The sequence below is a fragment of the Mesorhizobium sp. YC-39 genome, assembly GCF_025753795.1.
In the GTDB taxonomy this organism is placed as follows: Bacteria; Pseudomonadota; Alphaproteobacteria; order Rhizobiales; family Rhizobiaceae; genus Mesorhizobium.
In genome coordinates this window covers 499,235-520,215 of sequence record NZ_JAOWPS010000002.1, presented here as the reverse complement: position 1 = coordinate 520,215, position 20,981 = coordinate 499,235, and the positions used below count along the sequence as shown (strand labels likewise).

Annotated in this window: 22 protein-coding genes; 11 read left to right on the top strand and 11 right to left on the bottom strand. The window is 63.6% G+C overall.

Annotated features, from left to right (window positions below):
- Positions 1–13: 13 nt before the first annotated feature.
- On the bottom strand, positions 14–220 hold the full coding sequence (locus tag OHD62_RS11840; protein ID WP_263783861.1) for a SlyX family protein: 207 nt from the start codon (positions 218–220) through the stop codon (positions 14–16).
- Between the two features lie 208 nt (positions 221–428).
- Between OHD62_RS11840 and OHD62_RS11835 the strand changes: the two genes are divergently transcribed.
- From OHD62_RS11835 to deoA, 6 genes are all read left to right on the top strand, one after another.
- Positions 429–1,961 carry an ABC transporter ATP-binding protein gene (locus OHD62_RS11835; RefSeq protein ID WP_263782879.1) on the top strand — a complete coding sequence of 511 codons (1,533 nt, stop codon included), beginning with the start codon at positions 429–431 and terminating at the stop codon, positions 1,959–1,961.
- A complete protein-coding gene (locus tag OHD62_RS11830) occupies positions 1,958–3,097 on the top strand; it encodes an ABC transporter permease (RefSeq protein ID WP_263782878.1) in 1,140 nt (379 codons plus the stop codon). Before OHD62_RS11835 ends, OHD62_RS11830 begins: the two co-directional genes overlap by 4 nt.
- A 1-nt stretch (position 3,098) precedes the next feature.
- The gene (locus tag OHD62_RS11825; RefSeq protein ID WP_263782877.1) at positions 3,099–4,070 is read left to right on the top strand and encodes an ABC transporter permease; all 972 of its coding nucleotides are present in this window, start codon (positions 3,099–3,101) and stop codon (positions 4,068–4,070) included.
- An 80-nt stretch (positions 4,071–4,150) separates the two neighbouring features.
- Positions 4,151–4,543, top strand: a complete 393-nt coding sequence (gene cdd / locus OHD62_RS11820) for a cytidine deaminase (protein WP_263782876.1) — start codon at positions 4,151–4,153, stop codon at positions 4,541–4,543.
- 13 nt (positions 4,544–4,556) lie between these two features.
- Positions 4,557–5,366: a purine-nucleoside phosphorylase gene (locus OHD62_RS11815; RefSeq protein ID WP_263782875.1), complete on the top strand. Its 810-nt coding sequence runs from the start codon at positions 4,557–4,559 to the stop codon at positions 5,364–5,366.
- On the top strand, positions 5,366–6,685 hold the full coding sequence (gene deoA, locus OHD62_RS11810; protein ID WP_263782874.1) for a thymidine phosphorylase: 1,320 nt from the start codon (positions 5,366–5,368) through the stop codon (positions 6,683–6,685). Before OHD62_RS11815 ends, deoA begins: the two co-directional genes overlap by 1 nt.
- A 22-nt stretch (positions 6,686–6,707) precedes the next feature.
- Here the strand turns inward: deoA and OHD62_RS11805 are convergent, their stop codons facing one another.
- The 3 genes from OHD62_RS11805 to OHD62_RS11795 all read right to left on the bottom strand — a co-directional run bounded on the left by OHD62_RS11805 (position 6,708) and on the right by OHD62_RS11795 (position 9,143).
- Positions 6,708–7,271: a TIGR02281 family clan AA aspartic protease gene (locus OHD62_RS11805; RefSeq protein WP_263782873.1), complete on the bottom strand. Its 564-nt coding sequence runs from the start codon at positions 7,269–7,271 to the stop codon at positions 6,708–6,710.
- A 152-nt stretch (positions 7,272–7,423) separates the two neighbouring features.
- Positions 7,424–8,053, bottom strand: a complete 630-nt coding sequence (gene upp / locus OHD62_RS11800; protein WP_097573010.1) for a uracil phosphoribosyltransferase — start codon at positions 8,051–8,053, stop codon at positions 7,424–7,426.
- Between the two features lie 115 nt (positions 8,054–8,168).
- Positions 8,169–9,143, bottom strand: coding sequence for an adenosine deaminase (locus OHD62_RS11795; RefSeq protein WP_263782872.1), 975 nt, complete (start codon positions 9,141–9,143; stop codon positions 8,169–8,171).
- Between the two features lie 136 nt (positions 9,144–9,279).
- Between OHD62_RS11795 and ubiE the strand changes: the two genes are divergently transcribed.
- The 3 genes from ubiE (at position 9,280) to coaBC (ending at position 13,266) form a co-directional block, all read left to right on the top strand.
- A complete protein-coding gene (gene ubiE / locus OHD62_RS11790) occupies positions 9,280–10,056 on the top strand; it encodes a bifunctional demethylmenaquinone methyltransferase/2-methoxy-6-polyprenyl-1,4-benzoquinol methylase UbiE (protein ID WP_263782871.1) in 777 nt (258 codons plus the stop codon).
- Between the two features lie 70 nt (positions 10,057–10,126).
- Positions 10,127–11,701: a 2-polyprenylphenol 6-hydroxylase gene (gene ubiB / locus OHD62_RS11785; protein ID WP_263782870.1), complete on the top strand. Its 1,575-nt coding sequence runs from the start codon at positions 10,127–10,129 to the stop codon at positions 11,699–11,701.
- A 92-nt stretch (positions 11,702–11,793) separates the two neighbouring features.
- Complete coding sequence (gene coaBC, locus OHD62_RS11780; RefSeq protein ID WP_263782869.1) at positions 11,794–13,266, top strand: bifunctional phosphopantothenoylcysteine decarboxylase/phosphopantothenate--cysteine ligase CoaBC; 1,473 nt, start codon at positions 11,794–11,796, stop codon at positions 13,264–13,266.
- Between the two features lie 103 nt (positions 13,267–13,369).
- Here the strand turns inward: coaBC and OHD62_RS11775 are convergent, their stop codons facing one another.
- From OHD62_RS11775 to OHD62_RS11745, 7 genes are all read right to left on the bottom strand, one after another.
- Positions 13,370–14,806, bottom strand: a complete 1,437-nt coding sequence (locus OHD62_RS11775; RefSeq protein ID WP_263782868.1) for an MFS transporter — start codon at positions 14,804–14,806, stop codon at positions 13,370–13,372.
- Positions 14,807–14,947: 141 nt separating this feature from the next.
- On the bottom strand, positions 14,948–15,427 hold the full coding sequence (locus tag OHD62_RS11770) for a DUF992 domain-containing protein (RefSeq protein ID WP_263782867.1): 480 nt from the start codon (positions 15,425–15,427) through the stop codon (positions 14,948–14,950).
- Positions 15,428–15,561: 134 nt separating this feature from the next.
- Positions 15,562–16,035: a DUF992 domain-containing protein gene (locus OHD62_RS11765; RefSeq protein WP_263782866.1), complete on the bottom strand. Its 474-nt coding sequence runs from the start codon at positions 16,033–16,035 to the stop codon at positions 15,562–15,564.
- A gap of 164 nt (positions 16,036–16,199) precedes the next feature.
- Positions 16,200–17,045 (bottom strand): tetratricopeptide repeat protein, encoded by an 846-nt coding sequence (locus tag OHD62_RS11760; protein WP_263782865.1) that lies wholly within the window; start codon positions 17,043–17,045, stop codon positions 16,200–16,202.
- 192 nt (positions 17,046–17,237) lie between these two features.
- Positions 17,238–17,501 (bottom strand): 30S ribosomal protein S21, encoded by a 264-nt coding sequence (gene rpsU / locus OHD62_RS11755; protein ID WP_008874389.1) that lies wholly within the window; start codon positions 17,499–17,501, stop codon positions 17,238–17,240.
- A gap of 267 nt (positions 17,502–17,768) precedes the next feature.
- Positions 17,769–18,155 (bottom strand): SET domain-containing protein, encoded by a 387-nt coding sequence (locus OHD62_RS11750; protein ID WP_263782864.1) that lies wholly within the window; start codon positions 18,153–18,155, stop codon positions 17,769–17,771.
- Positions 18,156–18,263: 108 nt separating this feature from the next.
- On the bottom strand, positions 18,264–19,022 hold the full coding sequence (locus OHD62_RS11745) for an SDR family oxidoreductase (protein ID WP_263782863.1): 759 nt from the start codon (positions 19,020–19,022) through the stop codon (positions 18,264–18,266).
- Between the two features lie 277 nt (positions 19,023–19,299).
- On the opposite strand from OHD62_RS11745, the gene OHD62_RS11740 reads away from it, so the two are divergent.
- Entirely contained in the window at positions 19,300–20,553 is a 1,254-nt protein-coding gene (locus OHD62_RS11740) for a sarcosine oxidase subunit beta (RefSeq protein ID WP_263782862.1), read from the top strand.
- Complete coding sequence (locus tag OHD62_RS11735) at positions 20,553–20,975, top strand: hypothetical protein (RefSeq protein WP_263782861.1); 423 nt, start codon at positions 20,553–20,555, stop codon at positions 20,973–20,975. Before OHD62_RS11740 ends, OHD62_RS11735 begins: the two co-directional genes overlap by 1 nt.
- The last annotated feature ends 6 nt before the right edge of the window (positions 20,976–20,981 follow it).

Here is a 20,981-nt window from a genome sequence, read left to right as displayed (position 1 = left end):
GGCCGTTGCTCCCCTACCAATGCGGCGGTTTGGTCACCGGCACGTCGGGCGCGGCCTGTTCCTCCAGCACCAGGAAGCGGTCGGTCAGCGCATCGAGCTTGCGCTGCATGCGCTCGATCACCTTCCACTGCTCGGCGATCTGGTCGGACAATTCCTCGATGGTCTTCTCCTGCTCTGCGGCGCGGATTTCCAGCGTCGTCAGCCGGTCGGCGGGCATGATCATTCGAAAATCCTCGGATCTTGGCTGTGCAGCCCCAAAGTGATGCGGAATTCAATATTAGCGAATGTGAAGGCTGCGGCCACGTTCGAAATTGACAAGCGCGCCGGGATTTGTCGAGAGTGGATGCTGTTCCAGCCAATTGGCACAGGCGAGGCGTCATGCTAGGCGTTTTGACCAAGCGATAAAAAATAAGAGTGGGAATGGCTGCATGGCGCAAGCCGCAATCGAGCTGATCGGCATCAACAAGAGTTTTGGCGCCGTTCGCGCCAACCGCGACATCAACCTGGAGATCGTGCGCGGCACCATCCACGGTATTGTCGGCGAGAACGGCGCCGGCAAGTCGACGCTGATGTCGATCCTCTATGGTTTCTACCAGGCCGACAGCGGCGAAATCCGCGTCGGCGGCAAGCCTGCCTCGATCAAGACGCCCAACGATGCGATCGCGCTGGGCATCGGCATGGTGCACCAGCATTTCATGCTGGTCGACAATTTCACGGTGCTGGAAAACGTCATTCTTGGCGCCGAAAGCGATGCTCTGCTGAAGAAGAGCATCGCCAAGGCGCGCTCCGAACTCGAACGGCTTGAGCGCGAATACGGGCTAGAGGTCGATCCCGATGCGATCATCGAGGAACTGCCGGTCGGCCTGCAGCAGCGCGTCGAGATCCTGAAGGCGCTCTATCGCGGTGCCGAGATCCTGATCCTCGACGAGCCGACGGGCGTGCTGACGCCGGCCGAGGCCGATCATCTGTTCCGCATCCTCAAGCAGTTGAAGGAGCAGGGCAAGACGGTGGTGCTGATCACCCACAAGCTGCGCGAGATCATGGCGATCACCGACACCGTCTCGGTCATGCGCCAGGGCACGATGGTGGCGACCAGGGTGACAAAAGAGACCACGGTCGGGGAACTGGCCGAGCTGATGGTCGGACGGCGCGTGCTCTTGAGGGTCGAGAAGGGCGAAGCGGAGGCCGGCGCCGTCAAGCTCGCGGTCAAGAACCTGACGGTGAAGGATTCGCGTGGCGTGACCATGGTCGACGATATCTCCTTCGAACTGCGTGCCGGCGAGATCGTCGGTATCGCGGGTGTGGCCGGCAACGGCCAGTCCGAACTGCTTGAGGCGATCTCCGGCATCAGGCGCGCCGTCTCCGGTTCCGTCATGCTTGACGGCAAGCCGATCGACCTCACCGGGGCCGCCGATCCCGGCGAATTGCGCGACCGTGGGCTCGCCCATGTGCCAGAGGATCGCCATCATGTCGGCCTGGTGCTGGCCTTCGAGGAGAACGAGAATTCGATCCTCGGCTATCACGACGACGAGCGCTATCTCAAAGGCCCCTTCCTTGACATCGATGCCATTCGCAACGACGCCAAGGACAAGATCACAAAATACGACATCCGCCCGGCGGACTGCCGGCTCAAGACCGCCAATTTCTCCGGCGGCAACCAGCAGAAGATCGTGCTGGCGCGGGAAATGGAACAGGATCCGGGCGTGCTGATCGTTGGCCAGCCGACGCGCGGCGTCGACGTCGGCGCCATCGAATTCATCCACAAGCGGCTGATCGCCATGCGCGATCAGGGCAAGGCGGTGCTGGTGGTCTCGGTCGAGCTCGACGAGATCCGTTCGCTGTCCGACCGCATCCTGGTGATGTTTGCCGGCCGCATCGTCGGCGAGCGCAGTCCCGAGGCGAGCGAAGGCGAACTCGGCCTGCTGATGGCCGGTGTCGAGCAGCGGGAGGCTGCGGAATGAGCACGCCTTACGCCAAGCTGCCGGCCTGGGCCGATTACGGGCTGATCCCGGTGATCAATCTCGCCGTCGCTTTTGTGGTCGCCGGCTTCGTCGTCATGCTGGTCGGCGAGAACCCGTTCCGCGCGGCCGTGATCCTGGTCGAAGGCGCATTCGGCAGGGGGCAGGGCATCGCTTTTACGCTTTTCTACGCCACCACCTTCATCTTCAGCGGGCTTTCGGTGGCGGTGGCGGCGCATTGCGGCCTGTTCAACATCGGTGGCGAGGGCCAGGGCTATATTGCCGGTCTCGGCATCGGCATCGTCTGCCTGGCGTTCGACAGCGTGCTGCCTTGGTGGCTCACCTTTCCAATCGCCATCGTCGCCTCGGCGGCGATGGGCGCGCTGTGGGCGCTGATCCCGGCCTATCTGCAGGCCAAGCGCGGCTCGCACATCGTCATCACCACAATCATGTTCAATTTCATCGCCGCCAGCGTCATGGTCTATGCGCTGGTCGGGTTCCTGAAGCCTCCGAGTTCGATGGCGCCGCAGACGCGCACCTTCCTTGAGGGTGCGCAACTGCCGAAGCTCAACTGGGTCATCGAACTGTTCGGCGCCAAGATACGCTCGGCGCCGCTCAACATCTGCTTCCTGCTGGCGCTGGTCATGGCCTTGCTGGTCTGGCTGCTGATCTGGCGCACCAGGCTCGGCTACGAGATGCGCACCTATGGCCACAGCCCGAAGGCGGCACGCTATGCCGGCATTTCGGAAACCCGCATCATCATCATCGCCATGATGATCTCGGGCGCGCTGGCCGGCATGATGGCGCTTAACCCGACGATGGGCGATCAGCACAATGTCGCGCTCGATTTCGTCTCGGGCGCCGGTTTTGTCGGCATCGCGGTGGCGCTGATGGGGCGCCTGCATCCGGTCGGCATCGTGCTCGCCGCCATCCTGTTTGGCATGCTCTACCAAGGCGGCGCCGAGCTCGCCTTCGAGATGCCGGCGATTTCGCGCGACATGATCGTCATCATCCAGGGTCTGGTCATCCTGTTCGCCGGCGCGCTCGAGCACATGTTCCGCCCTTATGTCCAGGCGCTGTTCGCCTCGTTCAGTCCGCGGTCGGTCGGCATCGAAGCGGCCAAGGGGAAGGGCGCCTGAGATGGACCTGTTCAACGCCATCATCCAGATACTCGACTCGACCATCCGCCTGTCGGTGCCGCTGCTGCTGGCCTGCCTCGCCGGCCTCTATTCGGAGCGCGCCGGCGTCTTCGATATCGGGCTCGAGGGCAAGATGCTGGTCGGCGCCTTCGCCGGTGCCGCCGCCGCATCGGTCTTCCACTCTGCCCTTATCGGGCTGGGCATGGCCATCCTTATCTCAGTCGCCTTCGCCATGATCCACGGCTTTGCCTCGATCACCCATCGCGGCAATCAGATCGTCTCCGGCGTGGCGATCAATTTCATCGCCGCCGGCTCGACCATCATGCTCGGCCAGGCCTGGTTCAGCCAAGGCGGCCGCACGCCGGCGCTGGCGCCCGGCGAACGCTTCGAGGCGATCACCTGGCCCGGCGCCGATGCACTCAGGGACGTGCCGATCCTGGGACCGATCTATGCGGAACTGATCTCCGGCCACTCCATACTGGTCTATATCGCCTTCCTGATGGTGCCGTTCACCTGGTGGGTGCTGTTTCGTACCCGCTTCGGCCTCCGGTTGCGCGCCGTCGGCGAGAACCCGGCGGCCGTCGACACCGCAGGCATTTCCGTCGCCTGGCTGCGCTACCGGGCGCTGATCTGCACCGGCGTGCTGACCGGCATTGCCGGAGCCTATCTGTCGATGGTGCAGAATGGCGGCTTCGTGAAGGACATGACCGCCGGCAAGGGCTATATCGCGCTTGCCGCGCTGATCTTCGCCAAGTGGAAGCCGGTCAACGCCATGTTCGCTTGCCTGCTCTTCGGTTTCCTCGACGCGCTGTCGATCCGTCTGCAAGGCACGCCGCTGCCGGTCATCGGCAAGGTGCCGGTGCAATTCATGCAGGCGCTGCCCTATGTGCTGACTGTGATCCTGCTTGCCGGCTTCATCGGTAAGGCGATCCCGCCGCGCGCCGGCGGCGTGCCCTACGTCAAGGAACGCTGAACTGATCCTGAAATGTGGATCGGCATCGCGGGGAAAGGAAGCGCCGGGTTTTGAACAAGATCATCCGAGAGAAGAACCGAATGTCGCATGATCTGTTCGAAGCGGCCAAGGCCGCCATGGCCAAGGCCTATGCGCCCTACTCGAAATTCCCGGTGGGGGCGGCACTTCGCACCGAGGACGGCCGTGTCTTTGCCGGCGCCAATGTCGAGATCGCGTCCTATCCGGAAGGCTGGTGCGCCGAGACCACCGCGCTCGGCCATTACATCATGGGCAGCGGCGGCAAGATCACGGAGATCGCCGTCATTGCCGAGCGTGCGGCCAAATGTTCGCCCTGCGGCGGCTGCCGCCAGCGGCTGGCCGAGTTCTGCCAGCCCGAAACAAAACTTTATCTCTGCGACAATACCGGCGTGGTCGAGACCGTGACGATGGGCGACATGCTGCCCTACAGTTTCCAAGGCGATATTCTGAAATGAAGACCTGCCTGAAATGACAGAAAAAGCACTCGATCATCTCGTCGAAAGGCTGGACGGGCTGGCGCCGACAACCGCGCTGGTGCTCGGTTCGGGCCTTGGCGGCCTCGTCGACCAGGTCGAGGACGCCGTTCGCATCTCCTATGCCGACTTGCCGGGTTTTCCCAGAAGCGGCGTCAGCGGCCATGCCGGCGAGGTCGTGGCGGGGCTGTTTGCCGGTGCGCCGGTGCTGATGCTGTCCGGCCGCGCGCATTATTACGAACACGGCAATGCGGCCGCGATGCGCCCGGCGCTGGAGGTGCTCGCCGGCATCGGCGTCACCAAGCTGATCCTCACCAATGCGGCCGGTTCGGTCGATCCGGAGATGGGGCCGGGCTCGGTGATGCTGATCACCGACCACATCAATTTCTCGGGCTCCAATCCGCTGATCGGCGAGCCGAGCGATCGCCGCTTCGTCGGCCTGACCGAAGCCTATGATGCCGGCATTCGCAAGGCGATCGAGAAGGCGGCGGCGGCGACAGCCACGGCGCTGCACCGGGGCGTCTACATGTGGTTCTCGGGGCCGTGCTTCGAGACGCCGGCCGAGATCCGCATGGCGCGGATCATGGGCGCCAACGCCGTTGGCATGTCGACCGTGCCGGAGGTCATCCTCGCCCGCTTCCTCGGCCTGCGCGTCGCCGCCTGTTCGGTCATCACCAACCTTGCCGCGGGGATGACCGGAGCGGAGCTTTCGCACCAGGAAACCAAGGACATGGCGCCGGTCGGCGGCGCGCGGCTGGCGACCATTCTCCAGCGTGTGTTCCAGGACGGGTTGCCGGAGAGCTGATGCTTCCCCAGGAAATCATCCGCCGCAAGCGCGATGGCCAGAGGCTGTCGGCGCAGGAGATCGCCAGTTTCATCGACGGCCTGACGTCGGGTACGGTGTCGGACGGCCAGGCCGCGGCCTTCGCCATGGCAGTGTTCTTCAATGGCATGAACCGCGACGAGGCAGTGGCGCTGACGCTTGCCATGCGCGATTCCGGCGGGGTGCTCGACTGGTCGGACCTGCCAGGCCCGGTCACCGACAAGCATTCGACGGGCGGCGTCGGCGACAATGTCTCGCTGATGCTGGCGCCGATCGTTGCCGCCTGCGGCGCCTATGTGCCGATGATATCGGGCAGAGGTCTCGGCCATACAGGCGGCACGCTGGACAAGATGGATGCGATCCCCGGCTATATCAGCCAGCCGGATGTGGCGCGCCTGCACAAGGCAGTGCTCGAAACCGGCTGCGCCATCATCGGCCAAACCGCGCATCTGGCGCCCGCCGACCGCAGGCTCTATGCGATCCGCGACGTGACGGGAACGGTCGAATCTGTGCCGCTGATCACCGCCTCGATCCTGTCGAAGAAGCTGGCCGCCGGCCTGCAATCACTTGTGCTCGACGTCAAGGTCGGCAACGGCGCCTTCATGGAGAAGTCGCGCGACGCAACGGCGCTGGCGAACAGCCTGGTCGAAGTCGCCAACGGTGCGGGGCTGAAGGCCTCGGCGCTGGTCACCGGCATGAACGAGCCGCTGGCGTCAGCCGCCGGCAACGCGGTCGAGGTGCGCAATGCCGTCGACTTCCTTACCGGCCGTTTTCGTGACCGGCGGCTCGAAGATGTGACGCTGGCGCTGGCCGCGGACATGCTGCAGTCGGCAGGCCTTGCCTCATCCAACCAGGACGGCATGCGCCGCGCCACCGAGACGCTTGCCGGCGGCCGCGCGGCTTCTGTCTTCGGGCGCATGGTGGCGGCACTCGGCGGTCCGGCTGACTTCGTCGAAAAGCCGGACAAATACCTGCCGAAGGCGGCGGTGGAACTTGCGGTCAAGGCGGCCGGAAACGGTTTTGTCACCGGCATCGCGACCCGCGACATCGGACTTGCCGTTGTCGGCCTCGGCGGCGGCCGCAAGCATCCGGACGACAGGATCGACCACGCGGTCGGCATCACCAGGCTGTTGCCAATCGGCGCGGAGGTGCGGACTGGTGAAGCGCTGGCGCTGGTCCATGCCCGCAATGCCGCGGATGCTGAAGTGGCAGCGGCCGCCGTGCTTTCGGCCTATACGACCGGACCTTCGAAGCCGGCGGCGGAAAAATCTGTCATCCGGCGGGTCCTGCCGCGCGGATAGTTCTTCTGCCACACAGCTGCCTCTATTGCACGAGCAACAGCGCGCCGTTTTCGACCTGATACTTTTCGAGCCGCTGGAGAAAATTCATACCGATCAGGTTGATGCGCAGCGCCTTGTCGTCGAGCACGACCGCTTGGACGCTCTCGACTGAAATCTTGCCGATCTGCAGGCGATCGATCGTCACCAGGGCGGCGTTGATCGTGCCATTGGCGGTGTTGACCTTTTGGCGGAAGTCGGAGGCATTCAGCGAAATCCCGATCCGGCGCGCGGTGGAGGTGTTGATGGCGACGAACGTTGCGCCGGTATCGATCATGCCGTCGACCTGACGACCGTTGAATTTGAAGGCCGAGGTGAAATGCCCGCGCGCGTCCGCCGCGACGACGACCTTGCGGCCAAGCGGCTGTGGGGTCGCCGGCCTTTCTGGAACTGCCGCCATGGTCAGGTCCGGCTGTGCATCGGCAACCGGCCCGGTCGAAGCCGCCGGCTTCAGCAGGCTTTCGATGAGCCGCGGATTGGACTGATAGAGCATCGGGATCCACACCGATGTCCCGGCAATCGCGCCAAGGAATAAAAGCCTGCGCAACATGGATCGGCCCCCGGAGCGGGATGGTCCAAATTGAACCAGGCATCCCGCTCTATCCGTTTGTCTTGAGCGTCCATGTTAGCGCGGACACGGTATTTGCCGCTTTAACGCGTGCCGAAACCGTGCCTTTTCGTAAACGATCGGTAAACGGCCAGCTACTTGGTCCCGTACATACGATCGCCGGCGTCGCCGAGGCCGGGCATGATGTAGCCTTTCTCGTTGAGCTGACGGTCGATGGAAGCGGTGAAGACCGGAACATCCGGATGCGCCTTGGTGAAGCGCTCTATGCCCTCCGGTGCCGCCAGCAGGCAGAGGAAGCGGATGTTGGTGGCGCCGCGTCCCTTCAGCTTGTCGATGGCCGCGATCGCCGAATTGGCGGTGGCCAGCATCGGATCGACAACGATCACCAGCCGGTCGGCAAGATCGCCCGGCGCCTTGAAGAAATATTCTATCGCCTCCAGCGTCTCGTGGTCGCGGTAGAGGCCGATATGGGCGACGCGCGCCGCCGGCACCAGGTCGAGCAGGCCTTCGAGCAGACCGTTGCCGGCGCGCAGCACCGAGGCGAAGACCAGCTTCTTGCCCTCCAGCGTCGGCGCTTCCATCGTCTCGATCGGCGTTTCGATGGTGGTCGTCGTCAATTCGAGGTTGCGGGTGACCTCGTAGCCCAAAAGCAGCGAGATCTCGCGCAGCAGCCGCCGGAAGCCGGCCGTTGAGGTTTCCTTCTTGCGCATGATGGTTAACTTGTGCTGGACAAGCGGATGGTCGACGACGGTGACGCCCTGCATGGTGCTCTCCTGAAATTCCGGCTGCTTGCGCAAACACTATCGGCAATGCGCCGGGCAAGGAACCGCCTGGCCGTCCCCGACCACAGTTTTTGCCGGAAATCGACCGGTAAAGAGATCAGCGCGCGGCGCCGTTGAGACGGGCGAGCAGCGTCGCCCTGGTCTTCCTGTCGACGAAGGCGGCTTCTATCGCCGTTCTGGTGACGGCGGTGAGAGCCTTGTCGTTCATCGCAAAATGTTCGGCGGCAATGTCATATTCGCGCTTCAGCGACGTCCAGAAATAGGGCGGGTCGTCGGAGTTGAGCGTCACCTTGCAGCCCGCCGCCTTGAGTGCCGGAAAAGGGTGGTCGGCAAAGCTGTCGAAGACTTTCAGCGCGATGTTGGAGCCGGGGCAGCATTCAAGCACGATGCCTTCGTCGGCGATGCGCCTGACAAGGTCGGGGTTTTCGATGGCGCGCACGCCATGGCCGATGCGGGAGGGGCGGATGTGGTCGAGCGCTGCCGCCACACTCTCCCAGCCCATCAGTTCGCCGGCATGGACGGTGATGCCGAGACCGGCCTCGCGGGCGATCTCGAAGGCCCTGACATAGTCTTCCAGGTCGCCGATCCGCTCGTCGCCTGCGACGCCGAAGCCGGTGACCAGCGGATGGCCGCAGCGGGCCGCGAAACGCGCCGCCTGCTCGATCGCCTCGACGCCGATATGGCGCACGCCGGTGACGATCATGCGGCCCTCTATGCCGGTCTTGGCCTTGGCGCGGGCCATGCCTTCGCCAAGCGCGTCCGTATAGGCCTTGGGCGACAGGCCGGCCTTCGTTGCGTGATCGGGCGAGGTGAAGACTTCGGAGTAGATGGCGCCGTCGCGGGCGAGGCTGGTCAGATAATGATCGGCCAGCCGCGCATAGTCCTCCTCCGTGCGGAACAGGTCGGAGGAAAAATCATAGGCGGCGAGGAAGGAGCTGAAATCGTGCCAGACGAATGAGCCGTCCCGGATGTAGGGCGAGGTGTCCTTGCCATATTTTTGTGCCTGACTGATGACAAGCTCGGGCGCCGCTGCCCCTTCGATGTGGCAGTGCAGTTCTGCTTTCAATGGCATGCAGTCATCCCGTCAGATCCGTCTGGTGTGGGATTCAAAGCCGCACCAGAAGCGCGGCCGAACACCGCGCCTTAAACAATAGCGCCCGCACCATCGATCGGCTATGGTCCCGCCGGTTTTATGACGGATCAAAATAATGTCAGTTGAGAGAACCACGGCCGCGGGCGGCATGGAAACCTCCTATGGTTTCAAGCGCGTAGGGGCAGGCGACAAGCAGTCCCTGGTCAACGACGTTTTCCACAAGGTCGCCAACCGCTACGACCTGATGAACGACCTGATGTCGGCCGGGCTGCACCGGTTGTGGAAGGACGCCATGGTGACATGGCTCAATCCGCCGAAGCGACCGGGCTGGAAGGTTCTCGATGTTGCCGGTGGCACTGGCGACATCGCCTTTCGTATCGTCGAGGCGAGCCGCGGTCATGCCCACGCCACGGTCCTCGACATCAATGGCTCGATGCTTGCCGTCGGCCGCGACCGGGCCGAGAAAAAAGGGCTGTCCGACAATACCGATTTTGTCGAGGCCAATGCCGAGGAACTGCCGTTCCCCGACGCCACATTCGACGCCTATACGATCGCTTTCGGCATCCGCAACGTGCCGCGCATCGATGTCGCGCTTGCCGAAGCCTATCGCGTCTTGAAGCCTGGCGGGCGCTTTCTCTGCCTCGAATTTTCCGAGGTCGAGATGCCGCTGCTCGACAAGGCCTATGAAGCCTGGTCGTTCAATGCCATCCCCAGGATCGGCAAGGCGGTCACCGGCGACGACGAACCCTACTCCTATCTCGTGGAATCGATCCGTAAATTTCCCAATCAGGTGAATTTTGCTTCCATGATCACCCGCGCGGGCTTCGACCGCGCCTCTTTCCGCAACTATTCCGGCGGCATTGCCGCGCTGCATTCGGGCTGGAAGCTTTGAGGCTGGCCCGTATTTTTCGCACCCGACATGCCTTTCGCCGGTCTAGGAAACCAGCGGGATACGCGCGGCCATGAGCAGCGTCGGCGCTGCTTTCAGACTCGCACGGGCGGGCTGGGTGCTGGTTCGCGAAGGCGTCGTCGCGGCTCTGCCGGGCGACGAGCTTTCCGGCTTGCCGAAATTCGGCTGGCGGCTGGCGCGGCTGTTCACGCGCCGCCGCGCGCTTGCCTATGAACGCGGCGACCGGCTGGCCAAGGCGGTGGTGCGGCTTGGCCCATCCTATGTCAAGCTTGGCCAGTTCTTGGCAACGCGGCCTGATGTCGTCGGCAACGACATGGCGCTCGATCTCGCCATGCTGCAGGACAAGATGCACACCTTTCCGCAGGCCGAGGCCATCGTGGCGATAGAGGCCTCGCTCGGGCGCAAGATCGGCGATCTCTACGCCAGTTTCGGCGATGCCGTCGCTGCCGCCTCGATCGCCCAGGTCCATTCTGCCGAAACCGTCCATGACGGCGTTGCTTCGAAAGTGGCGGTGAAGGTAATCCGGCCGGGCGTGCGCCGTCGTTTCTTCCACGATCTCGAAAGCTATTTCCTCGCCGCTCGCCTGCAGGAAAAGTATATCCCGTCGTCACGCCGCCTGCGGCCGGTCGAGGTGACCGAGACACTGGCGCAGACCACCAAGATCGAGATGGATCTCAGGCTCGAGGCGGCAGCCCTTTCCGAACTTGGCGAGAACACCAAGGACGATCCCGGCTTTCGCGTGCCGTCCGTCGACTGGGAGCGGACGGGCCGCGACGTCTTGACCATGGAGTGGGTCGATGGCGTCAAGATGAACGACATCGCCGGCCTCACTGATGCCGGTCATGATCTCAGGGCGATCGCCGCCAATCTCATCCAGGCGTTTCTGCGCCATACTCTGCGCGACGGCTTCTTCCATGCCGACATGCATCCGGGAAACCTGTTCGTCGAGGCCAACGGCACCATCGTCGCCGTCGATCTCGGCATTGCCGGGCGGCTCGGCAAGAAGGAACGCCGGTTCCTCGCCGAAATCCTCTACGGTTTTATCACCCGTGACTATCTGCGCGTCGCCGAAGTGCATTTCGAGGCCGGCTATGTGCCACGCCAGCACAATGTCGCCGCCTTCGCGCAGGCGATCCGTGCCATTGGCGAGCCGATCCATGGCCAGCCGGCTGAGACCATCTCGATGGCCAAGCTGTTGACGCTGCTGTTTGAGGTGACGGAGCTGTTCGACATGGCGACGCGGCCGGAACTGATCCTGCTGCAGAAGACGATGGTGGTGGTCGAAGGCGTCGCCCGTACGCTCGATCCGGCCTTCAACATGTGGAAGACGTCCGAGCCGGTGGTCGGCGACTGGATCGCTGGCAATCTCGGGCCGCGCGGCCTGCTCACCGATGCGCGCGATGGCGCCAAGGCGATGCTGGCGCTGGCCCGCCAGGCGCCCGACCTTGCCGCTCGCACGGAGCGGCTGTCACGCGAGATCGACCTGATGGCCGAGCACGGGCTACGCTTCGACAAGACGACCGCGCGCGCCATCGGCAAGGCGGAGGCGCGCTATACCAGGTCCGGCCGGCTGGCGCTGTGGGTGATCGCGCTGACGCTGCTTTATATCGCCTGGCGGATTTTCTAGAGCCGATTATCCGACAGCTCGTACATGCCTTGCTCTCAATTGATTGCATTGCTATCATTGCATTCGGCAATTGCGAACCAAAGTGCAATCACATGGCCAGCATCACCATTCGCAACCTTGACGATGAGGTCAAGGAACTGCTGCGCCAACTGGCGGCGGAGAACGACCGGTCGATGGAAGAGCAGGCGCGGGTCATGATCCGGGCCGCGGTCGAAGGCCAGCTCGGTCCGACTGGCCGCATCGACCAGATCGAGAAAACCCTCCGCGTACTGACGAGTTTGCACAGTCCAACAGTACCCATCGCCGTTGCATCGGGCAAGGTCTTGCCGCGCGGCGGCCTTTCCGGCAAGCGCATCCTGCTGATCATCGGCGGCGGCATTGCCGCCTACAAGGCGCTCGACCTGATCCGCCGGCTGCGCGAACGGGGCGCTGCGGTGCGTGTCGTGATGACATCAGCCGCGCAGGAATTCGTCACCACGCTCTCGGTCGGCTCGCTCTCCGCCGACCATGTCTTCACCGAATTGTTCGATCGCAATGACGAGCATGATGTCGGGCATATAAGGCTGTCGCGCGAGGCCGACCTGCTGGTCGTAGCGCCGGCGACCGCCGATCTCATGGCAAAACTTGCCAATGGCCACGCCAACGACCTTGCCTCGACCGTGCTTCTCGCTACCGACAAGCCAGTCCTGCTGGCGCCGGCCATGAATCCGAAAATGTGGTCGCATCCGGCGACCCGCCGCAATCGCGCAACGCTTGCCAAGGACGGCATCGCCTTCATCGGCCCGGCAAAGGGCGAGATGGCCGAGAGCAACGAGGCGGGCGAGGGCCGTATGGCGGAGCCGCTGGAGATCGTCGCTGCCATAGAGGCGTTGCTCGATACCAGGCCCAAGCCGCTTTCGGGCCGAAGGATCATCGTCACCTCGGGGCCGACACATGAGCCGATCGATCCGGTGCGCTACATCGCCAACCGCTCGTCCGGCAAGCAGGGCCATGCCATCGCGGCCGCACTTGCCAGGCTGGGCGCCGATGTCCGCCTCGTCTCCGGTCCGGTGTCGATTGCCGATCCGGCCGGCGTCACGACGCTGCATGTTGAAACCGCGGCCGAGATGAAGGATGCGGTCGAAAGCTTGTTGCCAGCGGATGCGGCGGTGTTTGTCGCGGCGGTGGCCGACTGGCGCACCGCCGATGCGGCCGGCGAGAAGATCAAGAAGGTGGCAGGCGAAGGGCCGCCGGCGCTGCAGATGGTCGAAAACCCGGACATCCTGGCCGGGGTCGGCCATCACAAGCAGCGGCCGGGGCTGGTCGTCGGCTTTGCCGCCGAAACGCAGGATCTCATCCGCAACGCCGAGGCCAAGCTTGCGAAGAAGGGCGCCGACTTCATCGTCGCCAACGATGTGTCGCATGAAAGCGGCGTCGGTCCGTCGGGCGTGATGGGCGGCGACCGCAACAAGGTGCGGATCGTCTCCAAGACCGGCGTCGAGCAATGGCCGGAGATGACCAAGGACGAGGTGGCGGCGCGGCTCGCCGCGCTGATCGCTGAACGGCTGAAGACGATTGTCGTCTAGAGCAGGATGAATTGAAATTTGAATCAGTCATCCTGCTCTAAATCTTTGTTTTTGCGCATGATCTTGTCCGAAAAGTCTGCACTTTCGGGATCATGCCTAGATCCTACGGGACAGCTTCCTGAGGTTGATCTGATATGACTGAAATCCTCAGTGCGGCAAGGCAGCCCAGAATCCCGAGTGGCACGAAAGCGAGGAACAGCCAGCTTGCGACGCTCGCCGCCGCCTCGCGGTTAAGGCCTTCGGAAAAGCCGCTGGCGTTGGCGACGATGCCGGTCAATGCGGCACCCACCGCATAGCCGATGCGCTGCATCGTCGGCACAGCGGCGGAAGCAATCGTCTGCTCGCCATCCCTGGCCGATGCCACGATCACCCGCGTGACGAAGGGCCAGGCGATGCCGAAGCCGCCGCCTTGCAACAAAGCGCAAAACAGGATCAGCGGAATCGACCCCACTGGCACCGCATAGGCGAAACCGGCGATGCCGGCCGCGATCATCACTGCGCCGCCGGTAATGATCAGTCGTTCGCGCTCCGGCGGTGCATTGGCGACCAGGATCGACAGGATCGACCAGGCGATCGATTCGGCGGCGATGATGTAGCCGGTGGTCAGGATCGGAATGCCGTGCAGGCTGGTCAGCAGCAGCGGCCCGTAGACGCCGAAGGAGCAGGTCGCCACCGAAAAGGCGGCGATCATGGTCATGCCGCTGCCGACCGGCGTGCGCCATGAGAACAGCCGCGACGGGAACAATCGCGAGCGCGGCTTCAACGCATCGATGCGGACGAACAATGCGAGGCCGATCAGGCCGAGGGCCAGGAGCAGGGACGAGCGCAGCAACGCAATGTCGACGCCGGCTGTGGCGATCAGCACAACGGCGACGGCAAGGCAGCCAAGCGCGGCAAAGGGAAAGGGTGGCGCCGTGCCGGTGATCGCTTGCGGCCTGGTCGCTTGCGGCGTGTCGAGCACGATGAAGCTCGCCAGCGCCATGGCCGTGCCGCCGAGCGTAAAGATGCCGAAGGCCCAGCGCCAGGACAGCAACTCGGCCATCAACGCACCCAGCATCGGCCCGCTGAAAGCGGCGACGCCCCAGATCGCCGACATCACGCCGAAAAGCTGTGGCCAGATGGCGCGTGGAAACAGCCGTTCGACCGAGACGAAGGCCAGCGACACCAGAGCGCCGCCGCCAAATCCCTCAATCAGGCGCCCGGTCAAGAACAGGGGCATGGAGGGCGCGGTGGCGCAGACCAGGGCGCCGGCTGCGTAGAGCAGGGCGGCAACCACCATGTTGGTGCGCAGCGCGACAAAGCTCACCAGCCGTCCGGCGGCCGCTCCGGCGACTATGGCGCCGAGCTCGTAGACCGCCAGCGACCAGCCGACCAATTGCACGCCGGCGAGTTCGCCAACCATGGCGGGCATGATCGTCGCCACCATCGTCTCGTTGGTGGCGTGCAGCAGGATGCCGAGGCTGATGAAGCAGAAGCGTGCCAGATCGCCGCTCGCCCACAGCGCCCGCCAGTCCACCCTGTTGCTGCCGCTTGTGACCAATTCGACCTCCCGACTTGCCAGTAAAAGTGCCGGAGCGTCGGCGTTGAGAAGACGCGCCCTGTTCCCACAGGGAAGGCTTTGTAGAACCTCAACCGCGATTGAGCTCAAGCGGTTTTTTGCGCGCAGCGCGATCCTCCTGACTCAATCGGCCGTGCTGCGCAACCGGAACTGGCTGACGCCGATGGCGATGTTGGCGCCGGTCTGTGTCTGCAGGCTTAGTGGCTGTAGCGTGAAAGCCTGCGAGGAGCCGCCGACCAGCAGGTTGGCGCCGGCGCCGACCGCGGCCGTCACTTCAGCGCTGGCGCCGACATAGTCGCCGGCCAGCGCGCCTGGCGCATAGATGTTTTTCAGCGGTGTCAGCACCAGCCACTGCATCACGCTCTGTTTGGTGGTGCCAATGTCCAGCCCGTATTTGTTGACCACACCGAAATAGGCTTCCGGCGCAAACGTCTTGTCGGCAGGCGTGAAGGTGCAGCTCAGATCCTTGCTCGAGCCGAAGATGAAGCCGGTGCCGCCGTCGATGGCGCAGTCCAGCACGCCGAGCTCGACACCCTGGTCGCGCGCATGAGCCTGTCCTGCCCAGATGGCGACAATGGCAGCGGCGATGATGGTTTTCTGCACGGCGGTCCCCCGAAGCGCGTGTGCATGTCGTTATCCCAAAACCGCTACACACTTTTGGGCGACATGCATAAAAGCATACGGCGCGAAACAGTATCCTGTTCCGCGCCGTGCGTAGAGGGAGCAAATATGCTCGCTTACTTGAAGGAGTGGATCAGCTCCAACGAGGCGACCGCCACCGCCAGGTTCACGCCGGTCTGCGCCTGGACGCTGAGCGGCTCCAGCATGAAGGCGCCGCCCAGTCCGCCAACCAGGAGATTGGCACCGCCACCGGTGACGACGCTCGCCTCGGCGTTGACGCCATAATATCTGCCGGCAAGGTCGCCCTCGTCACGGCTGCGGGTGGCGGCCAGAACCGCCCATGCCAGTTGCCCCTGATGCGTCTGGCCGACATCGACACCGAGCTTGGAGATGACCCCGGTGTACTTCTCGGACGGCCCGTGATCATAGGGGCGGAAGGTGCAGGACAGGCCCTTGTTTGACGTGATGACATAGCCGACGCCACCGTCGATGGTGCAATCAAGCGTGCCGAGCCGGAGCGTTCCGGCGTTGACGGGAACGGCAAGCAGGGTCGTGGCGAGCGCCGCGGCGCAGCCGATTTTGTTGATCATGGGACAGTCCTTTCGCAATTGCCTGGATTAAACGGCTGAATGCTGCGAGCGTTCCGCCGAAAACTTGGCGCGATCAAGGCAAGAGTTAATATGGCATTACCGATTGGTTTCGAAGCCATGCCAAGCGGCAGGCCTGCCACACCTGGCTGGAACGCCGCCTTCGATTAGCCGGCGTTGGTGCGCGCCAGGCCGTCCTTGGCCGGCTGGTAGGTCGGGTCGAGATGGACCGCTTCACGGTAGGATTTCGCGGCTCTGGCCTTGTCGCCGCGCCGCTCGTAGATCAGCGCCTGATTGGACCAGGCTTCGGCGTTTTTGCCGTCGAGCTTGATGGCCATGTTGAAGTCGGCGAAGGCGTTGTCCTCATCGTTCATGGCCAGGTAGGAGAGACCGCGGCCGTTGTAGGGCTCGGCAGCATCCGGCGACAGCGAGATCGCGGTCGAGAAATCTTCGATGGCGAAAGCGTGCTGGCCCTGGCTTTGATAGATCAGGCCGCGATTGTGATAGGCACGGGCATCGGTGGTGTCGAGCTGGATCGCCTTCTGGAAATCGTTGAAGGCTTCCTGGGTGCGGCCGGCCTTGCGATAGAGGTTGCCGCGGCCGATATAGGCGGCGTCGTAGCTCGAATTGATCTGGATCGCGCGGTTGTAGTCGGCAAGGGCCGCTTCCTGGTTGCCGAGGAAGCGCTGGATGAGGGCGCGGTTCGAATAGGCCTGGTAGAAATTCGGATTGAGCTGGATGGCGGTGTCGAAATCCTTCAACGCCGCCCGATACTGGCCGCCACGGCCATAGGCCGAGCCGCGCACGTTGTAACCTTCAGGATCCTGAGGATTGCGCTGGATCACGGCCGAGAGCGAGGAGATGTTCTCGGTCGAGCCTTGCGCCTTGTCGATGTTGTTGAATTCGCCGGTCGGGGCCGTCTGGCAACCGGCCAGCGCCAAGCCGCAAAGCAGGGCTGCCGTCAGTGCAAAGCCGTGCAATGCGGTTCTGCGCTCCACGGTATTTGCGTTCATGTCTGCTCTGTCCTTACTGCAGCCGCGCCGTCAGGTCCGTTTCCCCTCCGAACCGGGTCGAAATTGTCACCAAGCGTTAAAGCGTACTTTGTGCGTCCAAGTGGATGCAGGTCGCTCTAAACAAAAAAGTGGCGGCGATTCCGCATCGCGCCACCTTGGGTATCCTTCGAAAAGGACGAAAAATTGGCGGTATCAGCGCGGCGGACGCGCTGCACCAGCAGCACCGGCCGCGACCGGGCGCGGGGTCATCGGCAGCAGGCCTTCGCGCTGGGCGCGCTTGCGGGCCAGCTTGCGGGCGCGGCGAACGGCTTCGGCCTTCTCGCGAGCACGCTTCTCGGAGGGCTTCTCGTAATGTCCGCGCATCTTCATTTCGCGGAAAATGCCTTCGCGCTGCATCTTTTTCTTGAGCGCGCGAAGCGCCTGATCAACATTGTTGTCGCGGACGAGTACCTGCACGGGCAATCCTGTCTTTCGGGTTTGATATCAATGGGCAAGCGGCCATAGCCACTAGCCTCCGCGGCGGTTCACACCACGAATTGTGGCGGCTGATAGCAGAATCAGGCCGCGCTGTCCACAGCGAATGAAGACCGGCGGCCAAACCGCCGTCGATTGTCGCGAGACGACTTTTTGTTTGAGCATGATCTTTTCCGAACCGAAGGTCAGCGTAAGCAAAAACCGGTTCCCACTTTTCGCTGACGCGGACCTGCGGTTCGGGATCATGCTCTATGCCGTGGCCAGGTGAAGTTGCTCGAAACCTTCGAAGAATTCGCCATAGTCGCAGGTTATTTCCTCGCCCGCCGCGATGTCGCGGGTGGCGGTCGCCCCGCCATATTGCGAAAAGTCCGTGTTCGGCCGCTCGGCGTGGTTCATGAAGCGCCCATTGTCGACTTCATAGACCATGAAGCCCGGGCGGTCGGGACTTGGATAGGCATAGCGGTCGAGCAATTCCTTGAGGTGCGGGGGTGCTGCCTTGTATTTTTCCATTGGGATCAGCCGATCGAAGTCCGGATCGAGGCGCCAGATCGACGCCCCCTTCCTGATCGGTTCGGCGGCGAACACACCGACGCCTTCGATTGCACTCTGGGCGATATAGGTTCTGATCAGCAGCATGGTTTCCGGCTCGTTTTCGACGACAAAACGAAATCGTCAAATCTCACCGGAAATCAAGGGCGGTCTTGCGACATTTCGGCTAGCGGACATGCGTCGCCGCCGAACAATTCACGTCCGGTTGATCGAGACGCCGCCGTCGGCAAACAGCGCCGTCCCGGTGGTGAAGCTCGACGCGTCCGATGCCAGATAGAGGGCCGAGCGGGCGATCTCTTCCGGCTGTGCCATACGCTTCAAGGCGTGGATACCTTCGACGAAAGCCCGGGCCTCCGGCGTGGTCGTCGTCGCCCCCGGCGTGTCGGTGCCGCCCGGCAGCAGCGCGTTGACGCGCAACCCTTGTGCTCCGTATTCGGCCGCAAGAACCTGTGTCAGTCCAATCAGGCCGGCCTTGGCGGCAGCGTAGGCCGCCATGCCCGGCATGCCGGCGGTGTGGCCGACGAAGCTGGAGGTGAAAATCAGCGAACCGCCACCGCGCTCCAGCAGCGCCGGCACCTGGTGTTTCGCCCCGATAAAGGCGCCGGTCAGGTTGGTGTCGATGGTCTCGTGCCATGTCTCCAGCAACATGTCGGGAACCGGCCCCATCTGGCCGACGGAGCCAGCGTTGTTGAAGGCGATGTCGAGCCCGCCGAACCTGCCCACGGCAAGATCGACAAGCGCCTTGGCATAGGCCTCATCCCTGACGTCGCCGGCAAACGCGATTGCCGCGCCTTCTGCCTCCGCGATCTCCGCGACAAGCACATCAAGCTCGGCCTGGCGACGGCCGGCGACGACCACCTTGGCGCCTTCCTCGGCGAAGAGTTTTGCTGTGGCTCGGCCGATGCCGGAGCTGGCGCCGGTGACGACGGCGACCTTGTTGGTCAGTGCGAACATTTTTTCATCCTTTTCTTCGCGCCAGCTTCGCCGGCAATCGGGATGTTTGATCGCAGGTTGGGGTGGCGCGAGCCACCCGATACCTGCGAAGCGCCGGCATTTGATCTGATTGGCTGATCTGATTGCCTCATCGCTCCGGATGCGCTGCTCCGTCGCGGCGCAAAACGGCAAGCGCCGTCGCAAACAGCGCAAGGGTGGCAGCGCTGTTTCGCTAGTGATACACCTCGCGCGCCGGCGCTCGATTGGATGCCCGGCCGGTATCTGCGAGGCTTGAGCGTTGAAAAAATATTCGGTATTCGCCATCGCCCGCGAGGCCATGCGCGGCCACAAAGGCTGGGAAGAGCAGTGGTCCTCGCCCGAGCCGAAGAAGGACTACGACGTCATCATCGTCGGCGCCGGCGGTCATGGCCTGGCCACCGCCTACTATCTCGCCACGGTGCACGGTATCACCAATGTCGCGGTGCTGGAGAAGGGCTGGCTCGGCGGCGGCAACACCGGTCGCAACACCACCATCATCCGCTCCAACTATCTCTATGACGAGAGCGCCGGCATCTACGATCATGCGCTGAAGCTGTGGGATGGGCTCAGCCAGGAGCTCAACTACAACGTCATGTATTCGGCGCGCGGCGTCATGATGCTCGCCCACAATGTGCACGACATCCAAGTGCTGAAACGCCACGTCCACGCCAATCGCCTGAACGGCATCGACAATGAGTGGCTGACGCCCGAGCAGGCGAAGGAATTCTGCCCACCGCTCAATATCTCGAAGCAGGCCCGCTACCCGGTGATGGGTGCTGCGCTGCAGCGCCGCGGCGGCACCGCCCGTCACGATGCGGTTGCCTGGGGCTATGCGCGCGGCGCGTCGGCGCGCGGCGTCCATATCATCCAGAACTGCGAGGTCACCGGCGTCAAGCGGGCGGCCAACGGCGCGGTCACCGGCGTCGAGACGACGCGCGGTTTCATTGGCGCCAAAAGGGTCGGCGTCGTTGCCGCCGGCCATTCGTCCGTCATCATGAACATGGCCGGCGTGCGCATGCCGCTTGAAAGCTATCCGCTGCAGGCGCTGGTGTCGGAGCCGGTCAAGCCGGTGGTGCCGTGCGTGGTGATGTCGAACACGGTGCATGCCTATATCTCGCAGTCCGACAAGGGCGAGCTGGTGATCGGCGCCGGCACCGACCAGTATGTCTCCTATTCGCAGACCGGTGGCCTGCACATCCTGCAGCACACGCTCGACGCGATCTGCGAGATGTTCCCGATCTTCACGCGCATGAAGATGTTGCGTTCGTGGGGCGGCATCGTCGACGTGACGCCCGACCGCTCGCCGATCCTGGCCAAGACGCCGGTGCCCGGTCTCTACGTCAATTGCGGCTGGGGCACGGGCGGCTTCAAGGCGACGCCGGGTTCGGGCCATGTCTTTGCCCACACCATCGCCAGGGACGATCCGCACCCGATCAACGCCCCCTTCACCATCGAGCGCTTCCGCACCGGCCGTCTCATCGACGAGGCGGCAGCGGCGGCGGTGGCGCACTGATGATGGCCGAGATGGCCGTGGCCATGCCGCTGATGCTCGCCGGCGAGCAGAACCTGTTTCATTTTCCGTCGCCGGACGAGGTGCGCATCCAGCCGATCAGTCGCGCCGAACACGAGACCGGATGGCCGTTTTCCATCGACGACGGGATGCTGACCTGCGTCTGGAGCGGTGGGCAAAGGATCGTCTTCTTCTTTGAAAGCAGGCCGTCTGACCTGGACGAGCACGAGGCCTTCCAGCCACGCGGTGTCATCGTCACGACCGATCCGATTCAGCTCACCATCGGCAACATGGCGACCCGCGAGCTGTTTCGCCCCGCCACGAGCGTCGAGGAGCGCATACGGCTTGTCGCCCCCTTCGTCACGATGGGCCAGCGGCTTTGCGACCAACCGGCCGGCGCCCGCGTCGGCCACGGCGAATTGTAGGAAACA